The sequence below is a fragment of the Sinorhizobium alkalisoli genome (genome assembly GCF_008932245.1).
Taxonomy (GTDB): domain Bacteria; phylum Pseudomonadota; class Alphaproteobacteria; order Rhizobiales; family Rhizobiaceae; genus Sinorhizobium; species Sinorhizobium alkalisoli.
In genome coordinates this window covers 3,649,790-3,665,674 of the sequence record NZ_CP034909.1, presented here as the reverse complement: position 1 = coordinate 3,665,674, position 15,885 = coordinate 3,649,790, and the positions used below count along the sequence as shown (strand labels likewise).

Below are 15,885 nucleotides of genomic sequence, written 5' to 3'. Positions count from 1 at the left end.
TGCGGCGTCCTTTACAGGCTCGCAGGCCAATATGCAATTGACTGCAGCCGGGCCCATCGCCCTTATGGGCGGCATGACTATGAGCGCGCCCGAAAACCACCCCGCCCTCACCCTCATCCGCCTGCCGCATGCGGAGGACCTCGACCTGCCGGCCTATGAGACAGTGGGCGCGGCCGGCATGGACCTGCGCGCGGCGGTACCGGCCGAGACGCCGTTGAATATCTCGCCGGGCGGCCGAGCCCTGGTGCCGACCGGTTTCATCTTCGAGATTCCGACCGGCTTTGAGGGACAGGTTCGGCCACGCTCCGGCCTCGCTTTCAAGCACGGGATCACCTGCCTTAATACGCCGGGCACGATCGACAGCGATTATCGCGGCGAAGTGAAGGTGCTCCTCGTCAACCTCGGCGGAGAGGCTTTCTTCGTCGAGCGCGGCATGCGCGTTGCCCAGATGGTGATCGCGCCCGTGATCCAGGCGAACATCCGCGAGGCGGACGGGGCCAGTGCCACCGCACGCGGCGCCGGCGGCTTCGGCTCGACGGGCTCTAAATAATACCAAGTCCCGATGATAGGAACCGATAGGACCCGGCTCGATCGGGCTGTCTGGCTAGGAACGATGCTTTTGCATCCTCCGGTTAACCCGAGGACCAAAGATCTCGAGGCGCCAGACAGCCCGAGAAGCCCGCCGCAGGAGCTCTATCGGTTCCGGGACGCGTGTCGACCATCCCGCGCCACGCGACCTTGCCCGCCGCCTCGACTACGCATACGGCCGTCCGCTTGCCACCGACATCCAATCCTGCAAACATCGTCATCGCCGCTCTCCATTCGTTCCTACGAATCACCAGCGAAAGGGTCACCCGCCCGCCGGGGAGCAGCAACCTCATGTACGGTATGTATAAAACCGCGATGACACCCTGAGAAGAGCAGGAGCAGCAATGAACGCCCCCCTTCAAACCGCCAAAAACGCTATCGATCCATTGAAGCTCGAAAAACTGGCGGAACTCGCCGTCAAGGTCGGCCTGCAATTGCAGCGAGGTCAGGACTTGGTGCTGACGGCGCCGATCGCCGCACTGCCGCTGGCGCGCCTCATCACCAAGCATGCCTACAAGGCCGGTGCCGGACTGGTCACGGCCTTCTATGCGGATGAGGAGGCGACGCTTGCCCGCTACGCGCATGCGCCGGACGAGAGCTTCGATCGCGCGAGCGACTGGCTCTATCAGGGAATGGCCAAGGCCTTTGCCAATGGCGCGGCGCGGCTTGCGATCGCCGGCGACAATCCGATGCTGCTCGCTTCGCAGGACCCGCAGAAGGTCGCGCGCGCCAACCGGGCGAACTCGACCGCCTACAAACCGGCGCTCGAAAAAATCTCCAACTTCGACATCAACTGGAATATCGTCTCCTATCCGAATCCCTCCTGGGCGCGGCAGGTCTTCCCCGACGACCCGGAGATGGTCGCCATCGAGAAGCTGGCAAATGCCATCTTCGCGGCCTCCCGCGTCGAGGTTGATGACCCGGTTGCTGCCTGGGCCGAGCACAATTCCAATCTCCGCCGGCGTTCGTCATGGCTGAACGAGCAGCGCTTCGCGGCCCTGCACTTCACCGGCCCCGGGACCGATCTTTCCGTCGGTCTGGCCGACGGCCATGAATGGCACGGCGGCGCCTCGACCGCCAAGAACGGCATCACCTGCAATCCGAACATCCCGACCGAGGAGGTCTTCACGACGCCGCATGCCTTGCGCGTCGAAGGCCATGTATCGAGCACCAAGCCGCTGTCGCACCAGGGCACCTTGATCGACAAGATCGAGGTGCGGTTCGAAGGCGGGCGCATCGTCGAGGCCAGGGCCGCGCGCGGCGAGGAGGTGCTGAAGAAGGTGCTCGACACCGACGAGGGTGCCCGCAGGCTCGGCGAAGTGGCGCTGGTGCCGCATTCCTCGCCGATCTCGGCAAGCGGCATCCTCTTCTACAACACGCTCTTCGACGAGAACGCGGCCTGCCACATCGCGCTCGGCCAGTGCTATTCGGAGTGCTTCATCGACGGCGCCAGTCTCAGCCAGGAGCAGATCCGCTCTCAAGGTGGCAATTCGAGCCTCATTCACATCGACTGGATGATCGGCTCCGGCGAGGTCGATATCGATGGCGTTCGCAGCGACGGCGCCCGCGTGCCGGTGATGCGCAGGGGCGAGTGGGCATAGGCTGCACGGGTTCCCGACCCCTGCCGCGGCATGTCTTGTCGCGGCAGGCTAAGGGCGAAGCGGGGCTGGAGGCCTGAAACGGGTCGACATGGCGGTGGCCGCCCACGTCGCGAACCAGGGTCGGCTATTGCATGGCCTTGAGGCCGAGGACAGGCAGGCGCTTGACGCGCTGCTCCAAAAGCTGCTCGTCTCGTTCGAACGAAACCAAACGAAACCGCGCCGGGCAGCGCATCGGCCCGAAAATCGTACCCGATTCTCGGAAACTTTGATGCGCATATCCAAAGAAGTGCAGCGCCGCGCGTCTTTTCAGGTGCGCGTCGCTGTAATCAGAACAGGCTGCCCTGCTTGGAGGGTTCCACGGCCCGCGCCGCTCGCCTCTTCGGTGCAGCCGGCGTGGGCGGTGCGTCGTCTTCGCTCGCGACTGCAGATACCCGACCATCGGCAAACTCCACCGAGAGGACCATGCCCGGCTTCACGGCTGCCGCCTGTTTGACGGGTTCACCTTCGGCGTCCCGCACGAGCGCAAAGCCGCGCCCGAGCACGTTGCGATAGGAGAGGGACTGAAGCACCCGGTCCTGCGCGGCGAGCGCGCCTTTCAGCCGGCGGAGCTCCGCCCCGATCGCTGCGTCGCCCCGTGCGCCGAGACCCGAGACGCGATCCTGGGCACGGTGGATCTGTCCGACGAGACGCGAAGGCAGTGCGCGTAACGAAGCATCGGCGGCGGAAACGCGCGACTGACGCCGGTCGAGCTGGCGTTCGACGCACCGCTCTGCGCGATTCACGAGATCGGAAACGCGCTGCCGGCGATCGCCAATCCGCGTTCCGATGAGCTCCGGGCGCAGATGGGCGGCCGTGCGCTCGAAGCTGCGCCGCTTATTGGCCGTGTTCATCTCCAATCCGCGGCCGAGACCGGCGGACGCCTCGTCGAAGCGGCGCCGCGGCAGCGCCAGCAGCTGGTCGAGCGACGGCAGCGCGCGGGCGAGCGCGCGCAGCCCGTGGCGCCGGTGGTCCATCTGCCGCATCACGGCGCCCTTGAGGCGAGCGCCGAGGCTTGCAACCTGCGCCTCGAGTTCCGCCTTGACCGGCACCGCCATTTCGGCCGCCCCCGTCGGCGTCGGCGCCCGCTGGTCGGCCGCATAGTCGATCAAGGTCCAATCCGTTTCGTGGCCGACGGCCGAGATCAGCGGAATGCCCGAGGCGGCCGCCGCGCGCACCACGGCCTCGTCGTTGAAGCACCAGAGGTCCTCGAGGCTGCCACCGCCGCGGGCGACGATCAGCACGTCCGGCCGCGGAGCGGCGCCGCCGGGCTCCAGTGCATTGAAGCCCTGGATGGCGGCCGCGATCTCGTCGCCCGCCCCGTCGCCCTGCACCCGCACCGGCCAGACGATGACGTGGACCGGGAAGCGGTCGGCGATCCGGTGCAGGATATCGCGGATCACCGCACCCGTCGGCGAGGTCACGACGCCGATCACCCGCGGCATGAAGGGAAGCGGCTTCTTGCAAGCGGCGTCGAACAGGCCCTCGGCCGCGAATTTGCGCTTGCGCTCCTCGATGAGCGCCATCAGCGCGCCGGCGCCCGCCGGCTCGAGCGACTCGATGACGATCTGGTACTTCGACGAGCCGGGAAATGTGGTGATCCGGCCGGTCGCGATCACCTCCATGCCCTCTTCCGGCCGGAACTTGAGTCGCGCAAACGCGCTCTTCCAGATGACCGCATCGATCCGGGCGCGATCGTCCTTGAGCGAAAAATAGGCGTGGCCGGAGGAATGCGGGCCGCGATAGCCGGAAATCTCGCCCCGGACCCGCACATGCTCGAAGGTCTGCTCGATCGTGCGCTTGATCGAACCGGACAACTCCGACACCGAATACTCGGCGACGTTGGTGGGAGAATCGGAATCAAAGAACGAGCTCATGCGCTCTTTGTAGCCGACGATGCCTGGAAGATCAGCAGCAAGACGCGCCTATCTACGGATTTTCCGGCGAGGCACCCCTCGATTCCGGCGCAAACCGAAATTGCTTGAGGCCGGTTGAGGCCGTCACCGGCACAACGTCGAGGAAATCCGGGACCTTGCCGGCATTGAGCTGGCTGTAGACCCCGTCGGGTGCCTTCTTGATGACCAGTCTCGTTTGCGGATCCTTGGCGCAAAAGGCGATCACCGGATATCCGAACCGCCCCAGCAAGGCGGCCGCCTCCTCGGGCGCTGCCAAACCGATACGAAGCTCCGCCAGCATGCCCTCCGGATTTCTATGGTAGGGTGCGCTCAAGGCGCGATGGTCGGTGAAGCGGAGAATGGAGGCGCCCATATTCGAGGGGGCCACAACCAGCGTGGCGGGGAATTGCCGAAGATCCGCCATTGCTTCAGCGGAAGTGCAGCGTGCCGATGCTCCGCGTCTGTCGCTATTGCCAGCCAAATCCGCAGTGCCATTGGTGGCCACCTCGCCCGCCAGTGCCCAGACTGCCGGAACGGAGATGAGAACCGCGACCACGTAGAAGAGGGAGGCAAGGACTCGCTGCGGCTCCCGGATCGAGTTTTCCCGCAAGTCGACGAGCAGGAGCGAGGCCGGCAGAATGGCGATGAGGTTGGCAAAGACGGCACCGCGAACCTGCACCAGCGCGATGCACCAGGTAGCGAGCACCAGCGAGCCAAGAATCAGGTGCAGGGCAATGCGGTCGCGGCGCTGGATCCGCCATCCGCAAATCGCGAGCGCAAAGAAACCCGAGAAATAGAAGGCACCGAGACCACCCGACCCCTGTTTCGCCAAGGCGAAGAACGACTGGGCCTCGGTGACGTTGTCGGGCCAGAGTTCCCAAAGCAGCGGGTCCAGATCGGCAAGCGGATTTTTGAGGCACTGCGGCGCCATGGCGAAGGCGAAACCGGCGATGACGACGCCGCTGAGGCCGAGGACAAGCAAACGTCCGGCCCGTCCAAGGCGGCTCGCCGCCAGGGCGGAGACGGCAAGCAATCCACCGCCGAGCGCCGAGAGCGAGAAGAAGGCGAGGGAAAGACTGTCGCATGTCACGGCGCCATAGAGATGTGGCGGAACCGTCAGGAAGAACGCGGCGCTCACCGTCGTGGCCCCGGTCCTGATATCGAGCGGGCAAATCCTGTTCAAGCTGACCAGCGCCAAGACGGGCGGTCTCAACCTGCGGGACCTGGTGTCGCTCGCTTCGAATCCGACGCTCCTGATAGCCTTGGCGCTTTATGGACTGGGCACCTTGATCTCGATATTTATCTTGAAAACGGTGCCGCTGACGCTCGCCTACTCGTTCATGGCGCTGACGTTCTGCTTCGTCCCGATCTTTGCCGCTGTGTTTCTCGGTGAGGCGCTCACGCTTCGCTATGCCGCCGGCGCCGTGCTCATCATCGGCGGCATGCTTCTCATCAATTCCTGATATCCGCGACCCAAAATAGGTAGACCGCCCCTTGATCGATGTCGTTAGCCGGCTTCAGACCCGCTCCCATCCGTCCCTTTCGCTTGCGCGATAGATCGCATCGATGAACTTCTGATTTAAACGCGAGCTTTCCAGCGTCACCACCTCCTCGGCTTCGCCGCGCGCTGCTCTCGAGAATGCCTCCGCCTCGAGCTTGTATTGGCGGGCATCCTGGAAGCGGAAAAGCTGCGATTGGCCATGGTTCTGATTGGTAAGCTCAACCTCCTCGCGGCCGTAACGGTCGGCGTTGAAGGGCGATTTCACCTCGATATAGCCCTGGTCGCCATGAAAGACCATGACTTGGCGGGCGGCGAGCTGCGTGGAGATGTAGAAGCTCAGTTCGAAGTCGCCGAAGTCGGCGCGAACGCTCGAATAGACGTCGGTGCCGAATTCCGGATCGCGCTCCGTATTGGCCTGCACCCGCAGCGGCTCCTTGCCGGTCGAGAAGCGGGTGGTGATTGCCGGATAGACGCCGATGTCCGGCAGGCCGCCGCCGCCGAGCGCGGGAATGTTGCGCATGTTGGCGGGATCGCGGTTGAAATAGGTGAAGGCGCCCTGGACATGCCGGAGCCTGCCGACGGCCCCCTCGGCAATCAGGGAGCGCACCTTCCGCCAGACGGGACTGTAGGTCACCATATAGGCTTCCGAGATCAACACCCTGTTGCGGTCGCGCGCCGCGATCACCGCGTCGATCTCGTCGGCCTTCAAGGCCAATGGCTTTTCGCACAGCACATGCTTGCCGGCGTCGGCCGCCTTGATCGCCCACTCGACATGCTGCGAGGTCGGCAGCGGTATATAGACGGCGTCGATGGTGTCGGAGGCGAGCATCTCCTCGTAGGAGCCGAAGGCGTGCGGCACGGAAAAGCGCTCGGCCATGGCCCTCGCTTTGGCCGGATCGCGGCTGGCGATCGCCGAGACGACGCAATTTTCCGCGTCCTGAATGGCGGGCACGACGAGCTCGCGGCCGATCTTGGCCGTCGACAGAATTCCAAAGCGTAGCATGGGGCAGACTCCTTCTGGAGCGGGAAGAGTGATCGGAAGCGGTCTCCCTCCCGCCTCTTTTGCGGTTGACCGGGATCTCCCGTGGTCAGACCGCGCGAGACTATAGCCGAGGTACGTACCCAGACAAGCGGCAAGCGGACGAGAAAACCGCCGGCTGCCGTTGTCACTCTCGCGGGAGCTGACCTATGTTCTTCCGAAAATCCTCCCGATCGCACATGTTTCATTCAATCCAAGTGGAGCGAGACCATGGAAATGCGCAGACTCGGCCGGACCGGCCTCTCGATCGCCCCGCTCGTCTTCGGCGGCAATGTCTTCGGCTGGACGGCAGATGAGAAGACGTCATTCGCGCTGCTCGATGCCTTTTTCGACGCGGGCTTCAACGCGATCGATACGGCCGACGCCTATTCCGCCTGGGTGCCCGGCAACAGGGGCGGCGAGTCCGAGACGATCATCGGCAAATGGCTGAAGCAATCCGGACGAGCCCGTGACAGCGCGATCATCATCACAAAGGTCGGCTCCGAACTCGGGCCGGACCGCAAGGGTCTTTCGCGGCGGTGGATCATGCAGGCGGTCGAGGATTCGCTCACCCGCCTCCGGACCGACTACATCGATCTCTATCTGTCGCATTGGCCGGATCCCGATACGCCTTACGAGGAAACGCTCGCCGCCTATGACAGGCTCCTCTCGCAAGGCAAGATCCGTGCGGTGGGTGCCTCAAACCTCGACGCCGCACAGTTGCGAGAGGCGCTTGACGTTTCCGCTGCGAATGACCTGCCGCGCTATGCGGTGCTTCAGCCCGAATATAATCTCTACGACCGGGCGTCCTTCGAGGGCCCTTTGCGCAATCTCTGCATCGCCGAAGATATCGGCGTCATCACCTATTTCGGTCTCGCCCGAGGTTTTCTGTCCGGCAAGTACCGCTCGCACAAGGACCTCGAAGGGTCTGCGCGCGGCAACGGCGTGGAAAAATATCTCGACGGGCGGGGCATGCGCATTCTCGGCGTTCTCGACAAGATTGCGGAGGAAAGCGGCGCCAAACAAGCCGAAATCGCGCTTGCCTGGATCATGACTCGAGAGGGCGTGACAGCGCCGATCGCCAGCGCCACCAGCGTCGAGCAGCTGGCAAGCCTGATCAGGGCGGCAGAACTCGAGCTTTCGGACGAGGCGATCCGCCGGTTGAACGACGTCAGCGAATAGCAGGGTATAGTGCCGGTGCGGCCGCCGTCTCTGGTTGGGGATAGCCGGGATAAAAGGCGGCATGGCTGCCCTCGTGATTTGCCATGCCCGGCTTGGTCAAGAGTCCGCGCGGCTCGGCATAGCTGCGGATCGTGCGGCATGGCCGCTCGTGCCACTGGATGTTGAAGGCCCAAAGCTTCGGGAAGAAGCAGAGCGAGGCATAGGGAAGGTGGTCATGGATCCACCAGGCAAGGCTTTGCCAGCCGCCGTCTTGCCGCTCCCGGTCCCAGACCCAGGGAACGACGATGCAGGCCGTCGCGCCCATCAAGCCGTCGCCATCCCGCATGTCCCAAATGTGGTCGGCGGCGGTCGCCGCATTGGTCGAGCAATTGAGCCTGTTGCGATTGCCGAAGGCATTGACGGCGCGGTTCCGATAGGCGGAGCGGATGTGCAGACGGCCGAAACTCGCCTGCAGCGGCTCCAGCAGTTCTTCGCAGAGTTTCCGGCCCGCCTCGATCGTAAGGTTCGGGTCGTCCGGAATGTTCGGGATCCCGTAGAATTCGGCAATCTCCGAATGCAGAAAGTCCCGCAGGAAGAAGTTCTCCGATAGGCGGACGCGGCCAAGCTCCTCCAGCGACTTCATTGACGCCGGCTTTCTCATCCTTCCTCCGGGACCAGGTTCTCCGACAAATGGAAGGAAAGGCTAATGACTGCAGAGGGCTTTGACCACCCGCTTTCCCAAAAGCAGGAGATGAGACTTCACCCCAAGTGTCGAAAGAAGTCGATGAACGCTCTGAGCGCCGGGCGCATCTGGCGGCGGCTTGGGTAATATAGGTAGGGTCCGGCATAGGGCGCACACCAATCCTGCAGCACGCGTTCCAGCCTACCTTCGGCTATATGGCCGCTGACCCGCGGTTCAAAGAGATAGGCAAGGCCCGCCCCGCCGATGGCCGCCGTGATGATCGGCCGGTCTTCGCCCAGGATTAGCGGTCCATTGACCGAAACAGTTATTTCCTCTCCACCTTTCTCGAATTCCCAGCGATAGACCGCACCGTTGGAGAAGCGCCGACGGATGCAGCGGTGGACGGCGAGGTCGCGCGGATGGAGGGGCCGGGTAAAGCGCTCGAAATAAGAGGGGGCAGCTACGACGGCGCTGGTCAGGTCCGGCCCGATTTTCACTGCGATCATGTCCGCCTGGAGGCTCTCGCCAAGCCTGATACCGGCGTCATAACCCTCCTCGACGATGTTGGTGAAACCGTCCTCATTGGCGATCTCCAGCACGATATCGGGATAGCGGGCGAGAAAAGCGCCGAGGCGCGGCGCGAGGATAAGGTCGGCAGCGAAACGCGGCGCCGTGATGCGCAGGTTGCCGGCCGGTCGCTCTCTCGCGTCGGCCGCGCGTTGAAGCGCATGGGCGATTTCATCGAGCGCCGGTCGCAGCCGCTCCAAGAGCCGCTTTCCCTCTTCGGTCGCAGCGACGCTGCGCGTTGTGCGCGCGAGCAGGCGAATGCCAAGACTTTCCTCCAGGCTGGAAACGGCGTGACTGACAGCCGATGGTGCGATGCCGAGCTCCCTAGCCGCTCCGCGAAAGCTACCTTCAGCTGCGACGGCCGAAAGGACGGCGAGCTGGGAAAGTTGAGTGCGGTTCATTGATCGAAATAATAGAACAAGCTGTGACGATTGACAGTGATTTTCAGCCTCACGCTGCCGATTTATCTTCTCCTTGTCGTCAACGTCGGCGCCAGATTGCGCCGTGCGGCGACCTCCTAACCTAATCGATGCGAGTATTACGTGCCTCTCCGGAGCACGGACTCCAATCCTGAAAGGAAACACCATGAGAACCCGCAAGCTCGGCAACGAACTCACCGTGTCTGCGATTGGCCTCGGCTGCATGGGCATGAGCTTCGCCTATGGTGCAACGGACGAGGGAGAAGCCATTCGCACACTCCACCGCGCCGTTGAGCTCGGCGTCACCCTCTTCGACACGGCGGAGGTTTACGGGCCCTATGAAAACGAGAAACTCGTTGGAAAGGCACTGAGGGATCGTCGTGAGCGGGTGGTGATCGCCACAAAATTCGGCTTCCGCATCCAGCCGGGAGTGTCCGCCGCGGAGGCGATCAGGGGCGTCGATGGCCGCCCGGAAAATGCCAGGTCGGTCGCCGAGGCGTCGCTGAAGCGGCTCGGCACCGACGTGATTGACCTGTTCTACCTGCATCGAGTGGACCCGGCCGTGCCGATCGAGGAAACCATCGGCGCTATGGCGGATCTCGTAACTGCCGGTAAGGTGCGGGCGATCGGTCTCTCGGAGGCGAGCGCCGCCACCATCCGCCGCGCCCATGCCGTACACCCGATCGCGGCGGTCCAGAGCGAATATTCCCTCTGGACGCGCGATCCGGAAGAAGAGGTGCTTGCCACCTGCCGTGAGCTCGGCATCGGCTTCGTTCCCTATAGCCCGCTCGGGCGAGGCATGCTGACCGGCGCCATCCGCAAGGCCGACGATCTCGCGACGAATGACTTCCGGCGATCGCTGCCGCGCTTCCAAGCGGAAAATTTCGATACCAATGCTGCCCTGGTGAAAAAGCTGCAGGAACTCGCAAAGGACAGGCGCGTAACGGCCGCGCAGCTCGCTCTCGCTTGGGTCGTCAATCAAGGCGATGACGTTGTGCCGATCCCCGGCGCCCGAAAGCTCGATCACCTGGAGCAGAATGTTGCCGCCGCCGGTATCGTGCTCGCGGAAGACGAACGGGCCCAGCTCGGCAACGCCATGTCTCCGGAGCTTGTTGCGGGCAAGCGTTACTCGGATCAATCTCTGGCTCTGACAAATCGGTGAGAACGCTCTGACTGTTCCGGCGATCCGTGCCGGCGGTGGGGTATCGCAATTCCGTTGCGATACCCTACTTATCTATTGCATGTCTCCTTTGATCGATCTCGATTTAGAGGCATGCACCAATTCAAAACTGCTGCAGCGACCTTTGAGCGTCTGCTAGGACGCGCGGCGCTGTGGGTCCTCATGCGGCGCGAGTGGTGTCAGGAGTTCCGGCCGCGGGAAATGGAGAATTGACGAATGTCCGAAGAGCAGGCCGTCAGTGCGGTTGTCCATCTCTATGTAGACGGCATGGCTTTTGCCAACGAGGCGGCGTTGCGCAAGGCCTTCCATCCGAACGCGTCCATCGTCGGCAATTACGAGGACTCCGTCGAATGGCTGACGCGCGACGCATTCATCTCGGCCATAGTGGAAGAGGGAGCGGCACCGCCGGATAGCCAGCCCTTCATGGATGTCGAGATGATCGAAATTACCGGCGATGCGGCAAGCGTGAAGGTCGTCAATGAATTCGCGGGTTCGCGCCATACGGACTATCTGACCCTGCTCAAGGTAGAGGGCCGATGGCTGATTATCAACAAGGTCTGGCATCGGCACGCATGATGGCGGCGCAGGACGGGGCAAGATCCGTGGAGGGAGAGGGGGCCTGATGCCGCAGACAGACGCCGCCTGCTCTCCGTCCCTCACTCCCACTCGATCGTGCCCGGCGGCTTCGACGTCACGTCGTAGACCACGCGGTTGATGCCGCGGACCTCGTTAATGATGCGGGTGGCGGCGCGGCCCAGGAATTCCATGTCATAGTGGTAGAAGTCGGCCGTCATGCCGTCGACCGAGGTGACGGCGCGCAATGCGCAGACATACTCATAGGTACGCCCGTCGCCCATCACCCCGACCGTCTGCACCGGCAGCAGCACCGCGAAGGCCTGCCAGATGGCATCGTAAAGCCCGGCCTTGCGGATCTCGTCGAGATAGATGGCATCCGCCTCGCGCAGAATTTCGAGCTTATCGCGGGTGATGCCGCCGGGGCAGCGGATCGCAAGGCCCGGACCGGGGAAGGGATGGCGGCCGATGAAGCTTTCCGGCAGGCCGAGCTCGCGGCCGAGCACGCGCACCTCGTCCTTGAAGAGTTCGCGCAGCGGCTCGACGAGCTGCATGTTCATGCGCTCCGGAAGGCCGCCGACATTGTGGTGCGACTTGATCGTCACCGACGGGCCGCCGGTGAAGGAAACGCTTTCGATCACGTCCGGATAGAGCGTGCCCTGCGCGAGGAAATCGGCGCCGCCGAGCTTCTTCGCCTCCTCCTCGAAGACTTCGATGAAGAGCCGGCCGATGATCTTGCGCTTCGTTTCCGGATCGCTGACGCCCTCCAATTCGCCGATGAAGCGGTCGGAGGCGTCGATATGGAGAAGGCTGAGATTGTAGTGCTCGCGGAACATGGCGACGACATTCGCCGCCTCGTCCTTGCGCATCAGGCCGTGGTCGACGAGGATGCAGGTGAGCTGGTCGCCGACGGCTTCGTGGATGAGGAGCGCGGCGACGGACGAGTCGACGCCGCCCGAAAGCGCACAGATCACCTTCCTGTCGCCGACTTGCTCCCGAATTGCCTCGACCGCCCTGGCCCGATAGGCCGACATCGTCCAGTCGCCTTTGATGCCGGCGACGTGGTGCACGAAGTTGGCGATCAACTTAGCGCCGTCCGGCGTGTGCACGACTTCTGGATGGAACTGCACGGCGTAATATTTGCGTGTCTCGTCGGCGATGAAGGCAAAGGGGGCGTTCGGCGAAGTGGCGACGACCCCGAAGCCCGGCGGCAACGCGGTGACCCGGTCGCCATGCGACATCCAGACCTGATGGCGGGAGCCGACTGACCAGAGGCCTTCGAAGAGCTCGCAGTCCTTCTCCACTTCCAGGAACGCGCGGCCGAATTCGCGATGATGGCCGCTTTCCACCTTGCCGCCGAGTTGGGCACACATGGTCTGCTGACCGTAGCAGATGCCGAAGACCGGGACACCACTTTCGAAAATGACGGACGGAGCCCGCGGCGAACCGATGTCGAGGGTCGAAGCCGGGCTGCCTGACAGGATGACCGCCTTCGGGCTCAGGCGCTCGAAGCCCTCCTCGGCCGACTGGAACGGCACGATCTCGCAATAGACGCCGGCTTCACGCACGCGCCGGGCGATGAGCTGCGTCACCTGGCTGCCGAAATCGACGATGAGGACGGTATCGGGATGGGCTGTCTCGGTCATGGCGGGCCTTCAAGCTTGGTGATGTCGAGCCTTTAATGAAAGCCCGCGGCGGGCGCAACGATTACATTGCACCCGGACAATTTAGCGCCCGCGGGAACGTTCAGAGCCGGATTTCGCCGGTTTCGAGGGCCGCTTCCAGCCTGTCGATCGCCTCGGCAAGCTTCTCGTCGATGATGTGCAGATACTCTCTCCAGTCGTCGACATGCTTCAGTTCCGCCTTGCCGTCCGATATTCCACGAAGCCCGATCAGCGGAAGGCCGAAGGCCTGGCAGGCGCGCAAGGCCGCGAAGGTCTCCATCTCGACCATGTCGGCATCTATTTCGTCGTAGGCTTTTCCGGAAACGATGTTGGCGCCGGTCGAAAGACGCGCGTCCTTTATTGCGGGGATACGCAGTGGCAAGGGCACGACGGCCGGGAGATCCAGGAAGGGCGTGGCGCCCTTCGCGAAGCCGAGCGGGGAGGCATCCATGTCGCGGTAGCCAACCGAGCTGGCCTGGTAAATTTCGGCCTGCTCGAGCGTTGCCGAGCCGGCCGAGCCGAGCGAAACGACGAGATCCGGCAGCTTGTCGGCGGCACGAAGCTCGGCCAGCGCCTTCGTCAGCGCGACGGCGGCCTCGACGGGGCCGACACCGGTCATCAGCGGCGTGATGCGGGCGTTGAGGCAGGGTCCATATTCCGGGTCCACCGCCATCACATAGAGGATCTTCCTGCCGGCCACCGTCTTCAGCTCGAAACTCATCCCTCGATCCCCTCGCGTCCGCGCACGACCATCATCGTTCCGGTCATCGAGGCGATCAACTTTGCCGGTCCATCCGGCTTCACCGCATAGGCGCGCCCGTCCGAGACGATGATCGTGGTGCCGGGCTTCGTGACCTCGCCCCGGAAGAGGAAGCGTTCTCCGCGGCCGGGCGAGAGCAAGTTGACCTTGAACTCGATCGTCAGCAGCGATGCGTCCGGATCGATCACCGAATAGGCCGCGTAGGTGCCGGCCGCATCGAGCGCGGCGGAAATGATGCCGGCATGCAGGAGACCATGCTGCTGCGTCAGCTTGGCGTCGAAGGGTAGCTCGATCTCGACCGTTCCCTGTTCGACGCGCGTCAGTTCCGCACCGATCGTGCGCATCGCCGCCTGGCGGCCGAAACTCTCGCGGGCGCGAGCGCGAAAATCATATGGTTCGCTGTCCACTTTCAATGCAACTGCCCCTCGCGCAAACCCCATTTCTTCAGGCCCGACACTTGCACGCGTCTTGCCGGAGAACAAGCGCATTTCGCCAGATGGCGGACTGCCGTGCGAATGGGCGGCGTGCAGGCTTTTGTCAGGCACGGCGCGTCCATATATCTCCCAGATGAAAAGCATCAAGCCTATCGAGATCAGGCCGGCCGATCCCGACGATCTCATGGAGGTCGCCTCGGTCCTGGTCACGACCTGGCGTGCAACCTTCCGCGGCATCATATCCGATGCCTATCTCGATGCGATGACGGTCGGGAACCAGGCCATCGGGCATGCGCGGCGGATGCGCGTTCCGGGGAGTTTCCTCACGGTTGCGGTCGATCTTTCGGATGACCGGGTGATCGGCTTCGCCAATTATGGGCGGGCGCGTGGCATGCCGCCGGCCTTCGACCGGGAGCTCTACGAGCTCTACATCCTGCCGGACTATCATGGCGCCGGCGTCGGCTCGGCGCTGGTGCGCTCGGTTGCGGCCCATTGCCGGGAAATGGGAGCTTCCTCGCTTTTTGCCTGGGTTCTGGCGGACAATCCGAACAGGCTATTCTACGAACGCGTGGGCGCGCGCGCCGTCGGTGAGGGCCGTGTCGGCGTCGGCGGGGAACGCCTTGTTCAAGTCGCTTATCGCTGGGACGATCTCGCGGCGCTTTCGGGTGCCGGAGGCGGCGTGATCTAAGCGGCATGCGATGGTCTGTAAGTCTCTTAGCCGCCAAGCCTGACGATATGCTGGTCCCAGGCGACAGCATTCGGATGTCCCTTGAAACTTCCGCGATAGGAAGAGACCGCAAAGCCATGTTCGGCCGCAGCTACGCCCGCCGCGTCGGCTATGCGCTCCTCTCTCACCACCGCGCCGGTTTTCGCCTCGAGCGTCACGGCGGTGTTGCCCTTCGGAGAGGTAAGGCCGACAAGCCCCTCGCGGCGGTTCACGGCGATGGCGCCGACATAATTGGCAAGCGCCAGCGTGGTGCGCTCCGGCAGGTCGACGAAGGTCGGCGCCTCGCCCTTTTCGAAATGGCCGACGAGCGGCGGCAGATCGTTGCGCGGGCCTTCGTACTGGCAGGCGAACCAGACTCGCCCATCGGCGCCGATATCGACATGCCGGGTAGATAGCTGCCGCAATGCCGGTGGCAGCGCGTGCTTTTCGACGAGGGCGCCCGTCGCCGTGTCGACAAGGGTGAGGCTCGGCTCCATATGGTCGAGATTGAGCTTGGTGCGGCCGAAGTCCGGATGGGTCTCGATGCCGCCATTGGCGATGATCAGCGTGCGCCCGTCTGGAGAGAGCGCCATGTCGTGCGGGCCGATGCCGTAGGTCGGAAACTCGCCGATCCGCGCAAAACCCGCCGTTCCGTCATAGACGCCCACCATGCCGCGATTGGCGGCGAAATCGTTTTCCGTGGCGTAGAGCAGCCGGCCGTCGGCGGAAAAGCAGCCATGGCCGAAGAAGTGGCGGCCTTCGGCGGCGGTTATCACCACCGGTTCGGCCGGTCGGTCCATTGCGCCTATCATCGCATAGGTGCCGGGGCGGCGCGCGAAGGCGACCATCTGCCGGCCCGCCGGCGAGAAGGCCATGCCGTGTGCGCGCGCCGGCAAGAGGGTGCGTTCGACGATCTCGCCCGCTTCCGTCAGCGTCGCCACGCCATAGCGGCCGTCCGGCGCCATGAAGGCGGCGGCGAAGACGGCGTCTGCGCGATCGAGCGCGAAGGCGCTACGGGAGCTGAGCGTCGCCACGAACGCGGCACCGGCCATCTTGACGAAGCTGCGTCTGTCGATGAGGTTCGTGGTTGAGATTTGATT

General features: G+C 63.8%; 16 protein-coding genes. 7 read left to right on the top strand and 9 right to left on the bottom strand.

The window, feature by feature from the left end; genetic code table 11:
- The first annotated feature begins 79 nt into the window (after positions 1 to 79).
- Positions 80 to 550: a dUTP diphosphatase gene (gene dut, locus EKH55_RS17485; protein WP_151612016.1), complete on the top strand. Its 471-nt coding sequence runs from the start codon at positions 80 to 82 to the stop codon at positions 548 to 550.
- Positions 551 to 932: 382 nt separating this feature from the next.
- Positions 933 to 2,189, top strand: coding sequence for an aminopeptidase (locus EKH55_RS17480; RefSeq protein ID WP_151611908.1), 1,257 nt, complete (start codon positions 933 to 935; stop codon positions 2,187 to 2,189).
- 326 nt (positions 2,190 to 2,515) lie between these two features.
- Here EKH55_RS17480 and xseA read toward each other — a convergent pair whose 3' ends face one another.
- Both xseA and EKH55_RS17465 read right to left on the bottom strand, forming a co-directional pair.
- Entirely contained in the window at positions 2,516 to 4,102 is a 1,587-nt protein-coding gene (xseA, locus tag EKH55_RS17470; RefSeq protein WP_151611907.1) for an exodeoxyribonuclease VII large subunit, read from the bottom strand.
- Between the two features lie 52 nt (positions 4,103 to 4,154).
- On the bottom strand, positions 4,155 to 5,258 hold the full coding sequence (locus EKH55_RS17465; protein ID WP_151611906.1) for a hypothetical protein: 1,104 nt from the start codon (positions 5,256 to 5,258) through the stop codon (positions 4,155 to 4,157).
- 4 nt (positions 5,259 to 5,262) lie between these two features.
- On the opposite strand from EKH55_RS17465, the gene EKH55_RS17460 reads away from it, so the two are divergent.
- A complete protein-coding gene (locus EKH55_RS17460) occupies positions 5,263 to 5,583 on the top strand; it encodes a DMT family transporter (protein WP_151611905.1) in 321 nt (106 codons plus the stop codon).
- Between the two features lie 54 nt (positions 5,584 to 5,637).
- On the opposite strand, the gene EKH55_RS17455 is transcribed toward EKH55_RS17460, so the two are convergent.
- Positions 5,638 to 6,624 carry a Gfo/Idh/MocA family protein gene (locus EKH55_RS17455; protein ID WP_151611904.1) on the bottom strand — a complete coding sequence of 329 codons (987 nt, stop codon included), beginning with the start codon at positions 6,622 to 6,624 and terminating at the stop codon, positions 5,638 to 5,640.
- A 246-nt stretch (positions 6,625 to 6,870) separates the two neighbouring features.
- Between EKH55_RS17455 and EKH55_RS17450 the strand changes: the two genes are divergently transcribed.
- A complete protein-coding gene (locus tag EKH55_RS17450) occupies positions 6,871 to 7,821 on the top strand; it encodes an aldo/keto reductase (RefSeq protein WP_151611903.1) in 951 nt (316 codons plus the stop codon).
- Here EKH55_RS17450 and EKH55_RS17445 read toward each other — a convergent pair.
- Positions 7,811 to 8,461, bottom strand: a complete 651-nt coding sequence (locus tag EKH55_RS17445) for a hypothetical protein (RefSeq protein WP_151611902.1) — start codon at positions 8,459 to 8,461, stop codon at positions 7,811 to 7,813. The genes EKH55_RS17450 and EKH55_RS17445 overlap by 11 nt on opposite strands.
- A gap of 98 nt (positions 8,462 to 8,559) precedes the next feature.
- On the bottom strand, positions 8,560 to 9,450 hold the full coding sequence (locus EKH55_RS17440; protein ID WP_069459725.1) for a LysR family transcriptional regulator: 891 nt from the start codon (positions 9,448 to 9,450) through the stop codon (positions 8,560 to 8,562).
- 184 nt (positions 9,451 to 9,634) lie between these two features.
- Between EKH55_RS17440 and EKH55_RS17435 the strand changes: the two genes are divergently transcribed.
- Together EKH55_RS17435 and EKH55_RS17430 are read left to right on the top strand one after the other, a co-directional pair.
- Positions 9,635 to 10,630, top strand: a complete 996-nt coding sequence (locus EKH55_RS17435) for an aldo/keto reductase (RefSeq protein WP_069459726.1) — start codon at positions 9,635 to 9,637, stop codon at positions 10,628 to 10,630.
- A 234-nt stretch (positions 10,631 to 10,864) separates the two neighbouring features.
- Complete coding sequence (locus EKH55_RS17430) at positions 10,865 to 11,224, top strand: nuclear transport factor 2 family protein (RefSeq protein WP_069459727.1); 360 nt, start codon at positions 10,865 to 10,867, stop codon at positions 11,222 to 11,224.
- Positions 11,225 to 11,304: 80 nt separating this feature from the next.
- Here the strand turns inward: EKH55_RS17430 and guaA are convergent, their stop codons facing one another.
- The 3 genes from guaA to EKH55_RS17415 all read right to left on the bottom strand — a co-directional run bounded on the left by guaA (position 11,305) and on the right by EKH55_RS17415 (position 14,085).
- On the bottom strand, positions 11,305 to 12,867 hold the full coding sequence (guaA, locus tag EKH55_RS17425; RefSeq protein ID WP_069459790.1) for a glutamine-hydrolyzing GMP synthase: 1,563 nt from the start codon (positions 12,865 to 12,867) through the stop codon (positions 11,305 to 11,307).
- 100 nt (positions 12,868 to 12,967) lie between these two features.
- On the bottom strand, positions 12,968 to 13,606 hold the full coding sequence (locus tag EKH55_RS17420) for a 5'-methylthioadenosine/S-adenosylhomocysteine nucleosidase (protein ID WP_069459791.1): 639 nt from the start codon (positions 13,604 to 13,606) through the stop codon (positions 12,968 to 12,970).
- Positions 13,603 to 14,085: a PaaI family thioesterase gene (locus tag EKH55_RS17415; RefSeq protein WP_069460021.1), complete on the bottom strand. Its 483-nt coding sequence runs from the start codon at positions 14,083 to 14,085 to the stop codon at positions 13,603 to 13,605. The genes EKH55_RS17420 and EKH55_RS17415 overlap by 4 nt, the downstream gene beginning before the upstream one ends.
- A 127-nt stretch (positions 14,086 to 14,212) precedes the next feature.
- On the opposite strand from EKH55_RS17415, the gene EKH55_RS17410 reads away from it, so the two are divergent.
- Positions 14,213 to 14,767 (top strand): GNAT family N-acetyltransferase, encoded by a 555-nt coding sequence (locus EKH55_RS17410; RefSeq protein ID WP_069459792.1) that lies wholly within the window; start codon positions 14,213 to 14,215, stop codon positions 14,765 to 14,767.
- A gap of 26 nt (positions 14,768 to 14,793) precedes the next feature.
- Here the strand turns inward: EKH55_RS17410 and EKH55_RS17405 are convergent, their stop codons facing one another.
- Positions 14,794 to 15,879 carry a DUF1513 domain-containing protein gene (locus EKH55_RS17405; protein WP_083265393.1) on the bottom strand — a complete coding sequence of 362 codons (1,086 nt, stop codon included), beginning with the start codon at positions 15,877 to 15,879 and terminating at the stop codon, positions 14,794 to 14,796.
- Positions 15,880 to 15,885: the final 6 nt, after the last annotated feature.